The following is a 14,381-nucleotide window of genomic DNA, read 5'->3' on the forward strand; positions in this document are numbered from 1 at the left end:
TGCCTGCGGCCTGAGCGGCACCACGGCGGAAGCCGACGAACCCCCGCTGCTAGCATCGCGGCATGGGCACCGGAGCACCCGCAGCAGGATCGATGCCGGGGGCCATCATCCCGGCAGGGGGTCGCGCACGTCGGCTGGGCGGCACGCCGAAGCCTCTGCTGCGCGACACCGCGGGCACCGCACTGCTGACCCGCATCCTCCGTGACCTCCTCGACCACGGCCTGCGGCCCGAAGCGATCGTCGTCGTCGGTCCACCGGACACGCTGCGCCCAGCGATCGACGACCTCGGCCCGGAGGGCGACCGTGTTCATCTCACCCGCGAGGAACCGCCGTACTCGGGGCCTTCGGCGGCCATCGCGGCCGGGCTGCACACCCTGCTGAGCACCACACTGAGCACCACACTGAGCACCGCTGCGACGCCGCCGGCGCCCCCGGACCTCGTCTTCACGCTGGCTTCGGATATGCCTGAGCTGCACTCCGGAATCGACGCCCTACGGCGAGCATCTGCCGAACACCCAGACGCCGACGCCTGGATCGGCAGCACCCCGCAACCAGGGGCACCACCACGGCTCGAATACCTCTTCGCCCTGCACCGTACTGAAGCGCTGAGCCGCCGTGTGAGGGCGACCGCGACGCAGGATCTCTCCATGCGCCGACTCCTCCACGGACTCCGCCTCCATCCGGTGCCTCTGCCCCGCACCGCAGCCACCGACGTCGACACCTGGGAGGCTGCGGCGGAACTGGGCCTGCACCACCCCAACCACCGGTGACCGCCCCACCCCTCACCGACCTGACCACCCCAGCCTCTCACCGTCCGTTGACTCTGGAGTTGGTGCCCTTTTGAGGCCGATTTCGCGCTCAAAAGGGCACCAACTCCAGAGTCAACCGGGAAGGGGCGGGGCGGGTCAGGTGCGGAAGAGCTCCCGGATGTCGTCGGCGGTCACGGAGGCGCTGAAGGCGGCATCCTCGTCGGTCAGCGAGGAGAACAGCTCCGCCTTGCGCTGCTGCAGCGTCAGCACACGCTCCTCGATCGTGCCTTCGGCCACCATGCGGTACACCATCACCGGCTTATCCTGACCGATTCGATGCGCCCGGTCCACCGCCTGCGCCTCCGCAGCCGGGTTCCACCACGGGTCCAGGAGGAAGACATAGTCGGCTTCGGTCAGCGTGAGCCCGAAACCACCGGCCTTCAGACTGATCAGGAACACCGGCGCCTCACCCTCACGGAAGCGTGCAACGGCATCGTCACGCCGGCGGGTGGCGCCGTCGAGCCGGGTATGGACGACGCCGAGCTCATCGAGCCGCGCGGCGATCCGGTCGAGGAAAGAGGTGAACTGACTGAAGATCAGCACGCGGTGACCCTCGGAGACCACTTCCTCCAGGTCAGGAAGCAGCGCCTCCAGCTTCGACGACGGCGCCCGGTGACCCTCATCCACGATCCCCGGGTCCAGGGCCAGCATCCGCAGCAGGGTCAGGGAACGGAAGACGATGAACCGGTTCTTGTCCATATCCTCCAGCAGCCCGAGCACCTTCTGGCGTTCCCGCTGGAGCACCTTCTCGTAGAGGGTGCGGTGGGTGGACTGCAGCGGCACCCGCATCACCTGCTCATGCTTCTCCGGCAGATCCGCCGCCACCAGATCCTTGGACCGCCGCAGCATGAACGGCCGGATCCTGCGCCGCAGTCGGGCCATACGGTGCGCTGCCCGGCGCGCACCGTCCTCGGAGTCGTCCGGCGTCTCGATGGGGCGGACGTACTCATCGCGGAACCCGCGCAGCGGCGGCATCAGCCCGGGGGTGACCACATCGAGGATCGACCACAGGTCGGTCAGCGAGTTCTCCATCGGAGTACCGGTGATCGCCAGCCGGAACGGCGCACGGACCTGCTTCAGCGCCTGGTGGGCCTTTGAGCTGCGGTTCTTCACGAACTGCGCCTCATCGAGCACCACACCCGCCCACGAACAGCCGGTGAACGCGGTGGCGTCCAGGCGCAGGATCGCGTAAGAGGTGACGACGACGTCGGCACCCTCGATCCGTTCGACCAGGGACCTCCCCGACTTCTTGGCGGTGGTATCCAGTACCCGCACGTCGAGCTCCGGGGCGAAGCGTGCCGCCTCATCCCGCCAGACGGTGACCACAGAGGACGGGGCCACCACGAGGAACGGGGGTGCGGCATCGTCGTGTGCCGGAGATATCGGATCGTGAGGATTCCCGGGCTGTTCCCGGGCCTGTGCAGCACAGCTCCGTGCGCGCAGGATCATCGCCAAAGTCTGAACAGTCTTGCCGAGCCCCATGTCATCGGCGAGGATTCCACCGAGCCGCAGGTCATAGAGGAAGGAGAGCCAGGCGTAGCCCTGCACCTGGTAGGACCGCAGCTCGGCGGTGAGCCCGTCCGGCACCGCGGGCACCGGGATCTCAGGCGATTCGGGCAGCGCAGCCTTCAGCCGGGAGACCTCGCGGCGCCAGGTCTCAGCCTCCTCCACCTCCTGAGCCAGGGTCTCCAGATCGTCCCAGAAGCTGACCTGGTAACGGCTGATGCTCAGGTTCTCCGGCTCCCACTCCCCCATGGCGGCGGCCTCGTCGATGAGTTCCTTGAGCTCGAGCAGGTGGGGGTGGTCCAGGCGCAGATGTGTCTTATCCGGCAGCAGGATCCGCTGGCGGCCGCGGGATAGGGCTTCGAACACCGTCTTGAACGGCACCACCCGCCCGGAGACGGTGATCTGGAAGCCGAGGTCGAACCAGTCATTGCTGCGGCCATCCTGCGCCGGGGTCTGGGTGACCCGCAGCTGCGGACTCTCGGTGAGCTCCCGGTATTCCGGGCGTGTGCCGCGCTCCTCGACGGTGACGTACTCGAGCGCCTCCAGCCGGGGCAGGGCACGTTCGACGAAGAGCGCAGTATCCAGCCCGGTGAGGTGCTGGGCGGGCTGAGCCGCCGCCCCTGGGTGATGCGCACTCACCGCAGCCAGGACCTGATTCTCGTGGTGGTGGTCCCGCTCGGCGGCGTGTCCGTCACGGGTCTGGCCGGTGCGCACGGGCAGGGTGCGCTGCGGGCCGAAGTAGCGCCAGCCCCACTCCACAGCGGTGGCGTCATCGCCGAGGTGATGGACTCTCAGGTGCAGTTGCGCCGCGGGGGTCTCCGGGAACTCGACGGATCCGTCCAGGGAAGTCATCTCCACGCTCTGGCGCAGCGCCGGGACCGTCTCGTGGAGGAACTCTGCCGCCTCCCCACCCGGAATCCAGAGCGGTACACCGGTGGCGGCCAGGCTGAGCAGGTCCGGCGGTGCTGTGCCGTCGGTGGGGATCAGCCGGAGATGGACTCCGGTGGACGTGCCTTCCGCCTCGGCCGGGCTTGAGGCCTCGAACCGGTTCTGGGGCTCATCCGGGGCATCCGGGCTGAGCTGGACGAACCCGACGCCGAGCTGACGCAGCGTGCCCGGGATGACGTTGTCCACACCGGTGAGCTGGGCGCGCACGCTCAGCGAGTCGGCCTCGGCAGTGCCACCGGGCCCCTCCGGTTCAGCGCGCACATCCAGGCTCAGCTCGGCCACAGCGGTCAGCTCGATCCGGCTGAGCACGTCCTGGGGCACGAGCCGGACCCCGAGGCGCACGGCACGGTGCAGCAGGTGGAAGATGCCGGGGCCGCGGAAGCTCTCCAACGGCATGGCGTCGGCGACGAAGGACTCGCTGATCTCCTGAGCCAGCCGGGTTCTGCAGATATCACCCATGACCTCGGCGTGATCCCGGCGGTAAGCGGTCGAAGGGCTGCTGTATTGGAACTTCTTCCAGGTCAGCCCGCCACGAATCCAGTCTCCGCGGGCGCCCAGCACCAGGGGCCGGATGGTCACGGAGAGCTCGACGGCGGCGTCGTCGATGTCTTTGACCGTTGCTGCCGACCGGCGGGGCGGTCCGAAGCGGAAGGGCCGTTCCACCCGGTGCAGTTCGACACCAATCGCCAGGGGGTCCGCGCCGGAAGTCATCACCGTGCCATCAGCTGCCGTGCCTCCGGCGGCTGCGACGCCGAGGATCTTCCGCCAGGACAGCGAAGCACTGCCTCCGGACTGCTCAGGGGTGAATCCGGCAGCCTCGGCAGTCGTCCCGCTCGGTGTCTCGGTGGGCTCGGCCGGGACGATGTCCTCCTCCCAAGCCCCGGCACGGCGGGACTGGGCGGCGAAGAGCGCGGCGGCGACGTGCTTGCAGTCGAACCCCACCGGGCAGCTGCAGATCCCCTCGATGAGATCCCAAACCGGCTCCTGGGTACCCGGCTCGGGGGTGCTCGGGTCGAGGTCGGCGGGCTCCCGTGTCAGGAAGATCGTGGTGGCGTAGGGTTCGGGGCCGGTGCCGGAGACCCGCGCCTGAAGCGTGTAGGAGCTGCCTGCGGTCCTTCTGCCAGCGACCCACTGCAGCGAATCGACATGCCCCGCCTCGGCATAACGCAGCCCGCGCATCGCGAAGGTGGAACCGACCAGCCCGACGATGGCCTCACTGGTGATCTGCGGAGTAGGGCTCTGGGACACCTCAGCTCCCTTCAGAGACGACGCGCACGGGCAGCGATCCGGGAGTGGAGCTTACGCAGTCCGCGGCGCTCAGTGCGGACCTCGATGATCCGCAGGCCCAGCCGATCATCCGGATAGGCAAGCGCCGCGATCAGCTCCTCATGGCTGGTCGGACGGCGGTACTCGACGTCGAATCCGGCGGCCAGCGCCTGCAGATCGACCTGCTGCGGGGTGCCAAAGAGCCGCTCCACCGTCTGGGCATAGCCGGGACGCCGGCCGACGGCCCCGTGTTCCAGCTGGTCGAAGATGGCGCCCCCGGCGTCGTTGATGACCACGACATCCACACTGGGACGAGGTTCGGTGCTGGGGATCAGCAGGGCGTTGAGATCGTGGAGGAAGGTGAGATCACCGACCACTGCGGTGACTCGCCGGTCCGCGGCCAGGGCCATACCCGAGGCGGCCGAGACGTTGCCGTCGATGCCGGCCAGTCCGCGCATGGCACTGAGCCGGGGCACTGCGCGGGCTCCCCCGCTGCCGGTGCGGTCAGCGGGGCTGCCGGTGGATGCGGCGATGTCGACGGAGAGGCCGACGGTGAGATCAGCGGTGAGATCGACGTCGCGGATCACCGAGGAGGAGCCCAGCAGCACCGGGGTCCCGACGGTCTCGACCACTGTCTTGGCCACGGCGACGGACAGCAGCGTAGGTTCTGCAGGAGGCGAGGCAGGTGGGGCCGGGGCATCAGGGGCGGGCTGAGCCGGAGCTTCGGCGGCGAGCTCCTCGTCGATGATGTGCCGAAGCCCTCTACCGGCCTCAGTCCACCGCTCACGCCAACCTGGGGGCGCCACGCCGGCGAACTCTTCGAGTGCGTCGCGGGTACTCAGGATCTCCCGAGGCAGGCGCTGATCGGCCCACGGGATCGGATCGGGCGCGAACTGCCGGACATCGATGTCGTCACGGGCGAGCAGCCGGGCCACCGGGCGCGAGAGGGTCGGCCGACCCGCCACGACGACGCGCTCGATCTCCCCGGTCAGGGCTCCGCAGAGGGAAGGCCCCCTGCCCGGCGCGGCCTGTTCACCGTGAGGCTCCCGGCCGCTGTCCCCGTCTGCGCCCGCCTCCTGTACGCCTGCCTCACGTATACCCGCCTCCCGGTCTGCATCGCCGGCGGCGAGCAGCACCCGGTACGCCGGTATCACCCCGACATCTCGCGCCCCGGAAGTCGGCTCCGCGAACAGCGGGTGCCCCAACAGCGCGGCCACCTCGGCCGCCTGAGCAGGGGCCCGATCGCCCAGCACGAACACGGTCCGGCGCTGCGGCATCTGGGATTCCGCAGCCAGCCGCGTACGGATCTGCGCGCGTGCGGCCTCCTGCTCCTGCCGGTCTGCCCACTGTCCGGGAGCGTCCACACCGGAGAGCAGGCTCTCGGCACGCAGGTGCTCCGTCGGGGAGGCCGTCTCGTAGAGCGCTCGACGGCGCTCCGCCGCGATGACGGGGGTGCGCGCCCATCGCTGCTGGACAGCCCCCGGCCGCCCCGTCGGTGGCTGCTCCGGCTCCTCGGCGGGCACCAAGGGGTCACAGAAACCGATGTTCAGGTGGACCGGCCCGGGGCCACCCCCACGGAAGTCAGTGGCCTGGCGCATCAGCAGAGCCACCTGTGTTTCGGCCGAGAGGATGTCATCGCGGGAGACCGGTTCCAGCCGCACTTCCCCCTGCTCCAGATGGACTTCGTCCCGGACCCTGCCGGCGAACATCCCCTGCTGCCAGGTGGTCTGGTTCGCCCCGGTGCCGTGCAGCTCCTCAGGCCGGTCCGCAGTGATGACCACCAGCGGAACACCGGAGAGATCAGCCTCCATCACCGCAGGCAGCAGATTGCCGACCGCTGTGCCGGAGGTGGTCACCACCGCGGCGGGCTCACCGCCGGACATGGCGATGCCGAGTGCGGTGAACGCCGCGGAACGTTCATCGATACGCATGTGCACGCTCAGCGCGCCCATCTGCTCCGCCTCGGCCAGTGCGTAGGCCAACGGAGCCGACCGCGAACCCGGGGCCACCACCACATGGCGCACGCTCAGACAGAGTCCGCGCACGGCACGGCGGGCGAGTCGCAGAGCGTCGGCGTCGTGGGAGTCGTCGAACTCGCGGAACGGGCCGCCGGAAGTGCGCATGCCCTCGATTCTAGGGCTCATGTCTGGGGCTCATGTCTGCGACTCATATGCCGTGGGCTCGTGCTCTCTCATGTTCTGTTCCGTGCTCTCACCCGCCGTAGGCCGCACGTACCCGGTCCTCCCACCAGCGCTGACGCTCTGCACTCACCCGGTGCCGGGCCACCAGCTCCGGATCGGGTTCCGGTGCAGCGATGACACCGTGACGATGCGGAACCGCTAAGACCCCGTCCTCGGGGATCAGCGGCTCGTTGACGACCTCCTCGGCCAACAGGGCCGCGGTGCCGAGACCGCAGGCATAGGGCAGAGACTCCAGCCGAGCGGCCAGCGCCAGCCCGGCGGTCAGGCCCACCGAGGAGTCCAGCGCGGAGGAGACCACCGCGTCCAGCCCGGAGGCTCGGACGATCTCCGCCGCGGCCGCGACGCCGCCCAGCGGGGGCGCCTTCACCACGATCAGATCTGCGGCGCCGAGCCGGGCCACACGCAAGGGGTCCTCCGCCTTGCGCACTGCCTCATCGGCGGCGAGGCGCACGGCCAGCCCGCGGGCCTGCAGCGCCTCCCGCAGCTCCGCGAGCCCCTCCACCCCGGGAACCGGCTGCTCCACATACTCGATCCGCTCGCCGCACTCCTCAGCAAGCGCAGTGATCGCCCGCAGAGCCTGCTGATGGGTCCATCCGGCGTTGGCGTCAGCGCGCAGCCCCGCCTGGGGCACCAGCCGGGCGGCCTCGCGGAAGCGGGCGAGATCATCCTCGAGGCTCTGCCCGGGTTCGGCGACCTTGATCTTCACCGCCGGGATGGATCCCGGATCGCCGAATCCCCACAGCACCGCCTCCACCTGCTCCGGGGGGACCGCGGGCAGGGTGGCGTTGATCGGGATCTGAGTGCGGTGGGGCTCCCCCAGCCCGGACCACCCGGCCTCCACTGCGGCGGCCAACCAGGCTGCGGTCTCCGGTGCGGTGTACTCGGGGAACGGCGCGAACTCGGCCCAGCCGAGCGGGCCACGCAGCAGCATCACCTCCCGGGCATCCTGCCCGCGGAACCTGGTGCGCATGGGCAGGCTGACAGCGACGGCACCGTCGAGGATCTCCGCCAACGAGGGTCTCGGCAGGGGCAGCGGCGCGGTCATGGGGGGATCGGCAGCAGAGGTGACCATGGAGCAGAGTCTAGAAGCTGGGCCAGAAGCTGGGCCCAGGAACCGGGCCGGAGGCTGGGGCTGGGAGCAGGGTCTGGGTTCACTGCTGAGGCGGGTCCCGCCGCTTCATCTACAGATGTGGTTCGGGCTGTTCATATAGCGCAGCCCGAACCACATCTGTAGATGAAGCCGCACAGAACCTCCAGCACAGCACCGAAAGTCGCCGTCCGAGCGCCGATCACTGCGGGGTTCGCCCCTCGGCCCTGCCCAGTTCCTCCGAATCTCACCAGCACCTGCGATACTGAGGACCATGTCCGCCGCCTACGCACCCCGCACACGCCCGCCTGCGCGGCGCACCTGGCTGTGGGTGTTCGGATTCCTGTTCTGCGCCGCCGGGCTGGTGATCACCCACGAGTTCTTCATCAGCTCCACACGCGGCCAGTGGCTGGAGCACGCCACCCTGGAATCGCGCTACGCCTCCATCACTCAGGGCCCCATGCAGAACGACATCCTGCGGCGCATGCTCAGCACCATTCCGCTGGCGACGGCCATCATCGCCGCAGTGATCTTCCTGGCGAACATGTTCATCCGGCAACGCTTCATCGCTGCCGGCATCGCCCTGGCCACCTTCCTCGGGGCGAACATCACCACCCAACTCCTCAAGGAGTTCTGGGTGCACCGCGCGGACCCGCAGATGCCGATGTCGGATCCGAACATGGAGCTGTGGTGGTGGTCGGTCAACTCCTTCCCCTCCGGTCACGCGACGATGGCAGCGGGCGCCGCGGTCTCCGTGTTCCTGATCTGCGGCCCTCGGCAGCGGCCGTTCGTCGGGATCATGACGGCGCTGCTGGCCATGCTCTCCGGGGTGGCGATCTTCCTCACCGGCCACTTCGCCTCGGACATCATCGCCGCGTATCTGGTGGTGGCCTGCTGGGGACTCATCGGCGGATGGCTGATCATGCGCTCCGGTGAGCGGTGGAACTCGATCTCCGTGGAGGCGCCGATAACCACGGCCGCCGGCGCGGGCCTCGCCTGGCTGCTGGGGATCGTCTTCACTGCGCTCACGGTAGGAGTGTTCATCTGGGCCGGCGGCTGGTCGGCCGTGGTCAACGCCGCGACGGACCCGTCCCCCTGGCATTGGGTGGCCGGGGCCCTGCTGCCCGTGGGTCCCGGGTTCATCCTCTGTGGCATGGGGATCAGCTTCTTCAGCGCGGAGACTGGTCGGCATCGGCCGGGTGAGCCGGTCCGCCCGCTGCCCACCCAGCACCCGATCCCGCCACAGTTCGCCCACCTCTACGAGGTCTGAGGGGCAGGCTCTGCAAGACAGGCTCCACAAGGTCTGAGAACAGGAGCTGCTCAGGCCGCCGCCGGTCACCGTGCAGGGCGTGCTGCCGGGCACTTTCCCGACATACCACCCGGAAAATCCGACATATTAATCATATTGTGCCGTCTTTCTGCGTGCTATAAATCACCCACCGGGGTAGCATCGCCGCATGGAATCACTCGTCGAAGCCATTGAGACGTTTGAGGGGCTGGCCTGGGACTACTTCGGTGTCTGGCTCATCATCGGGATCGCTCTGTACCTGTCCATCCGCACCGGACTGGTGCAGATTAGGCGCCTGCCTGCCATGTTCTCCTCCATCACGGAGAAGACCCAACGCGATGATGAGGGGCGCAGCAAATCGCTCTCCGCGTTCCAGGCATTCACAATCTCGGCGGCCGCGCGGGTGGGGACGGGCAACGTGGCCGGAGTCGCCGGAGCGATCGCGATCGGCGGACCGGGCGCGATCTTCTGGATGTGGGTCATGTCGATCTTCGTGGCCTCGGCGTCGTTCATCGAGTCCACGCTCGGCCAGCTCTATAAGACCCCTCGCTTCGACACCTTCAAAGGCGGCCCGGCCTACTACATCCAGCGGGGGTTGGGTTCCCGCACGCTGGGCATCGTCTTCGCGATCATCTTCATCTTCTGCTTCGCCCTGAGCTTCACCTCGCTGCAGGCGAACACCATCGTCGACGCGGTGACCTCGGCGGCCGACACCGCCGGTGCACAGGACACCGGCTGGCTGTCCTGGGTGCTGGGCATCGTGCTGGCGCTGATGACCGCGGCCATCGTGCTGGGCGGTCTGCGCAGGGTGGCCACCGTGGCGCAGAACCTGGTGCCGCTGATGGCGGCGATCTACCTGCTGCTGGGGCTGACCGTCGTCGCGGTGAACATCGATGAGCTGCCGCGGGTCTTCGGCCAGATCTTCGATGAGGCCTTCGCGTTCAGCTGGGAGTCGCTGTTCGGAGGTGCCTTCGGGGCCATGCTGATGGCCGGTGTCCAGCGGGGCATGTTCTCTAATGAGGCCGGCATGGGTTCGGTGCCGAACGTCGCGGCCACTGCTGATGTCTCACACCCGGTGAAGCAGGGGCTGACGCAGACCCTCGGCGTCTACGTGGACACGCTGATCATCTGCTCCATCACGGCGTTCATCATCCTGTTCACCTTCGAGGATCCGGTGGCCTTCGCCGATGCCAACGTCGGCGCGGAGCTCACGCAGTCGGCGTTGGCTGAGAACTTCGGCACCTTCGGCCCGATCGCCTTGGCGATCATCATCTTCCTGCTCGCCTTCACCTCGGTGCTCGGCAACTACTCCTACGGTGAGGCGAACGTACTGTTCATCAACGGCAGCGAGCGCGTACGCAAGGCCTACGCGCTGGTGCTGACCGTGGTGGTGTTCATCGGCTCGATCATCGACGTGGACCTCGCCTGGGCGATCGCCGGGGTGACGATGGTCATCATCGCCACGTTCAACCTGATCGTCATCACCATCCTGGGCGGTAAGGCCGTGAAGCTCCTCAAGCATTATGACGCCGAACGCCGGCAGGGCCTGGATCCGGTGTTCGTCTCCGAGGATCTGCCGGAGCTGGGCGACGTCGAGTGCTGGAGCCGCGAGGACGTTGCCGGGTATCTGAGCAACCGCGAGCGCCGCGGCATGGGCACTGGCATGGGTACCGGGAAGGGCACCGGGGACACCGGCGGAAGCTCCCTGGAGGAGCCGGGCCGCTGAGCCGAGCGCCTTCTCCGTAGGTGAAGGGGCCCGCAATGTGATGGGATGGCCACATGGCAGAGCATCCCACCCCGCCGCAGACGAAGAAGATTCCCGTCACCCGTACTCACCACGGCGATACGATCACCGATGACTACGAGTGGCTGCGGGACAAGGACTCCCCCGAGGTCCTGGAGCATCTGCGTGCCGAGAACACCTACACCGAGGCCGTCACCGCCGAACAGCAGCCGCTGCGTGAGGCGATCTTCTCCGAGATCCGCCACCGCACTGTCGAGACTGACCTGACGGTGCCGGTGCGCCGTCGGGGCCACTGGTACTTCACCCGCACTATTGAAGGCGAACAGCACCCGGTCTTCTGCCGGGTCCCCGTCGACGACGACGCCGACTGGACCCCGCCGCAGGTTGAGCCGGGGATCGCGCTGGAAGGTGAGGAGACCTACTTCGACACCAACGCCGAGGCCGCGAAGCATCCCTTCTACCAGCTCGGCGGCCTGGACATCGACGCCTCCGACACCCTGCTCGCCTACTGCGAGGACACCTCCGGCGATGAGCGCTACACCTTGCGCCTACGCCGCCTGGACACCGGAGAGACCCTGGACGAGTCCGTCGAGGACGTCCACGGCGCCGGTGTGCTCGAGCCCTCGGGCCGTCGCGTCTACTACATGGTCGCCGATGCCGCCTGGCGGCCGTCGAAGCTCTTCGTCCACGCTGTCGGCACCTCCTCGGATGAGGACCGTCTGCTGCTTGAGATCACCGACGAGCAGCTCTGGACCGGCATCCAGCTTTCGGCCGACCGCCGCGAGCTGGTCATCATCTCCGGGAACTCCGAGTACACCGAGTCCCGGCTGCTGGATGTCTCCGACGCTGAGGCCGAGCCGCGGCTGATCATCCCCGCCTCCCACCGGATACTCCACGAGATCGATCCGATCGAGCTCGACGGTGCCCGGCACCTGCTGGTCACCCATAACCAGCAGGCCCCCAACAACATGCTCACCTTGACGACGGAGGCCGCGCTGGTCGGCCAGCAGAGCCCGGCCGACGCCGCCGCGCCCCTGGATCTGGGTGACCCGGTGCTGGCCCACGAGCATGAGGTCAAGCTGGAGGGCATCCAGATCACCGCCGCGCAGATCCTGGTCACTGCACGGCGCAGCACGGTGGAATCGGTGCAGCTGCTGAGCCTGGACACCGTGCGCAGCGTCCGCGACGGCGGCGCTTCGACGCCGACGTCGTCGTTGCCCGGCCCGGCCTTCGACGAGGAGATCTTCACCTGCGCCGCACTCTCGGCAGAGTATGAGGCCCCGGTCTTCCGGGTGCTGTTCTCCTCCTGGCTGATTCCCCCGCGGCTCTACGACATCTCCCACCCGGGGGCCGAGGAATCCGTCACCGGCCGCCGCCCCGGGGAACCGGTGCTGCGGCGCGAGACCCCCGTCCAGGACGTCGATCTCGACGACTACCGGGCCACCCGGCTCTGGGCGCCCACCCAGGACCTCGGCCCTGACGGGACTCCGGTGCAGATCCCGATCACTGTGCTGCACCACCGTGAGGTCTCCGCCGACGGCGCCAACCCCGCGTTGGTCTACGGCTACGGCTCCTATGAGATGAGCCAGGACCCGTTCTTCGGCATCCCGCGGCTGTCGCTGCTGGACCGCGGCATCGTCTTCGCCATCGCCCACGTCCGCGGCGGCGGTGAGCTGGGCCGTTGGTGGTATGAGGACGGGAAGAAGCTGAAGAAGGTCAACACGTTCACTGACTTCATCACCGCCACTGACTACCTGGTCGAGACCGGGTGGGCGGACCCGGCGCGGATCAGCGCGCTGGGTGGCTCGGCGGGCGGGCTGCTGATGGGGGCGGTGGCGAATATGGCCCCGGAGAAGTACCGGGCGATCCTCGCGCAGGTGCCGTTCGTGGACCCGCTGACCTCGATCCTTGACCCGGAGCTGCCGCTCTCGGCTCTGGAGTGGGAGGAATGGGGCAACCCGATCACCGACGCCGAGGTCTACCAGTACATGAAGGAATATTCCCCGTATGAGAACGTCCGCGACGTCGAATACCCGGCGATCGCGGCGGTGACCAGCCTGCATGACACTCGTGTGCTCTACGTGGAGCCGGCCAAATGGGTGCCGAGGCTGCGTGAGCACCAGCAGGGCCAGGCGCCGATCGTGTTCAAGATCGAGATGGACGGCGGCCACGGCGGAGCCTCCGGCCGGTACGAGACATGGAAGGAACGGGCGTGGGACTACGCGTTCCTGGCTCATCACATCGGTGCGACGGAGCATACCCGATGAGGTTCCGGCCCAATAAGCACGTCTACCGCGGCATCGTGCTGTTCGGGTTGACCACGATGGCGGCGTTCCGCATGCGGCTGACCAGTAGCGGGGAGGAGAATCTCCCGCAGGAGCAGGTCCGCGGGTGGAGTCGCGTCGTGGCACCGGGGCGCGGGGCGGTGCTGGCCGTGACCCATTTCGGATATCTGGACTTCGCCTTCGCCCAGCGGGTCATCTGGCATCGGATCAAGGCGCATCCGCGGTTCATGGTCACGAAGAAGCACGCGGATAAGCCGCTCTACGGGGCGGTCTGTGACCTGTGCGATCACGTCGTCGTCGACCGCGCGAACGGGGCACCGGCCCTGGAGGCGTCCGTGGAGAAGCTGCGCGCTGGCGAGTACCTCTCGGTGTTCCCTGAGGGTGGTGTCTCGGTGAGCTGGACGGTGCGGAAGCTGAAGACCGGCGCGGTGCGTATGGCTCAGCAGGCGCAGGTGCCCATCATCCCGGTTTCGGTGTGGGGCGGGCACCGCGGGCTGACTCGGGGACGCGGCGGGCTGAAGCTGCGGAACCTGTGGCGGCTGGCCGCTCATGTCCACATCGGCGAACCGCTGATGGTGGCCGCCGAGGACGACGTTCTCGAGGCGACCGAGGAGCTGCGGCGACGGCTGCAGTCCGGTATCGACATCGGCATCGATCACGACCCGGTGCCCGCAGAGGACGGCACCTGGTGGCTGCCGGCTCATCGGGGCGGCGGCGCGGTGACCGAAGCCGAGCAGGAACGGTTGTATAAGGCCGAGCGGGAACGCTACCGCGTGACGGGGTGATCATTTGGGGCGGTCATCGGCAGTGACCGTCGAAGGGCGGGCTGGGCAGGAGACGGCGAAATCCCGGCCCCGAGCGAAGGTACGCTGAGGCGAGCCCGTGAGGCGTCTAGGAGAGGATGCCGTGGCGGCGGTTCCACACGCGGGCCGAGTGGTATCCGTGCCAGATGCAGAAGATCCAGTACGGGAAACCGACCAGCAGACCGATCAGCCACCCGATGAACGGGATCAGCGTCAACAGGGCCAGCGTCAGTCCCACACACAGAAGCACGATCCCGGTGAGAACGCGGCCGGCGGGCATCGTCCCCAGCCCGACGAGCAGAAACGAGGCCAACCCGTGCAGCACCGGTGACTTCGGCTGCACCTGCTGCGGGTACGGCTGAGGTGGGTAGGTCATGGTCGCCACCCTACTAGGGCATGTCTCCCATATGTGGGGTGATTTCTGGTCCAGGGTGGTGTCATGAG

The 14,381-nt window shown here is 68.2% G+C and carries 9 protein-coding genes; 5 read left to right on the forward strand and 4 right to left on the reverse strand.

The genetic code is table 11. From position 1 onward, the window contains the following. Positions 1-62 precede the first annotated feature (62 nt). A complete protein-coding gene (gene mobA, locus RIL96_RS12120) occupies positions 63-770 on the forward strand; it encodes a molybdenum cofactor guanylyltransferase (protein ID WP_310549283.1) in 708 nt (235 codons plus the stop codon). A gap of 135 nt (positions 771-905) precedes the next feature. Here mobA and RIL96_RS12125 read toward each other — a convergent pair whose 3' ends face one another. From RIL96_RS12125 to RIL96_RS12135, 3 genes are all read right to left on the reverse strand, one after another. Then, a complete protein-coding gene (locus tag RIL96_RS12125) occupies positions 906-4,511 on the reverse strand; it encodes a DEAD/DEAH box helicase (RefSeq protein ID WP_310549284.1) in 3,606 nt (1,201 codons plus the stop codon). Between the two features lie 11 nt (positions 4,512-4,522). Then, positions 4,523-6,652, reverse strand: a complete 2,130-nt coding sequence (gene menD / locus RIL96_RS12130) for a 2-succinyl-5-enolpyruvyl-6-hydroxy-3-cyclohexene-1-carboxylate synthase (RefSeq protein ID WP_310549285.1) — start codon at positions 6,650-6,652, stop codon at positions 4,523-4,525. Positions 6,653-6,740: 88 nt separating this feature from the next. Beyond that, on the reverse strand, positions 6,741-7,802 hold the full coding sequence (locus tag RIL96_RS12135; protein ID WP_310549286.1) for an o-succinylbenzoate synthase: 1,062 nt from the start codon (positions 7,800-7,802) through the stop codon (positions 6,741-6,743). 289 nt (positions 7,803-8,091) lie between these two features. On the opposite strand from RIL96_RS12135, the gene RIL96_RS12140 reads away from it, so the two are divergent. The 4 genes from RIL96_RS12140 to RIL96_RS12155 all read left to right on the forward strand — a co-directional run bounded on the left by RIL96_RS12140 (position 8,092) and on the right by RIL96_RS12155 (position 13,919). Next, positions 8,092-9,087, forward strand: coding sequence for a phosphatase PAP2 family protein (locus tag RIL96_RS12140; RefSeq protein ID WP_310549287.1), 996 nt, complete (start codon positions 8,092-8,094; stop codon positions 9,085-9,087). A 187-nt stretch (positions 9,088-9,274) separates the two neighbouring features. Then, positions 9,275-10,831 carry an alanine/glycine:cation symporter family protein gene (locus RIL96_RS12145; RefSeq protein ID WP_310549288.1) on the forward strand — a complete coding sequence of 519 codons (1,557 nt, stop codon included), beginning with the start codon at positions 9,275-9,277 and terminating at the stop codon, positions 10,829-10,831. A gap of 53 nt (positions 10,832-10,884) precedes the next feature. Further along, complete coding sequence (locus RIL96_RS12150) at positions 10,885-13,116, forward strand: S9 family peptidase (RefSeq protein ID WP_310549289.1); 2,232 nt, start codon at positions 10,885-10,887, stop codon at positions 13,114-13,116. After that, positions 13,113-13,919, forward strand: coding sequence for a lysophospholipid acyltransferase family protein (locus RIL96_RS12155; RefSeq protein ID WP_310549290.1), 807 nt, complete (start codon positions 13,113-13,115; stop codon positions 13,917-13,919). Before RIL96_RS12150 ends, RIL96_RS12155 begins: the two co-directional genes overlap by 4 nt. Positions 13,920-14,025: 106 nt before the next feature. On the opposite strand, the gene RIL96_RS12160 is transcribed toward RIL96_RS12155, so the two are convergent. Continuing rightward, on the reverse strand, positions 14,026-14,313 hold the full coding sequence (locus tag RIL96_RS12160) for a hypothetical protein (protein WP_310549291.1): 288 nt from the start codon (positions 14,311-14,313) through the stop codon (positions 14,026-14,028). Positions 14,314-14,381: the final 68 nt, after the last annotated feature.

The organism is Nesterenkonia aerolata (genome assembly GCF_031470965.1).
GTDB lineage: Bacteria > Actinomycetota > Actinomycetes > Actinomycetales > Micrococcaceae > Nesterenkonia > Nesterenkonia aerolata.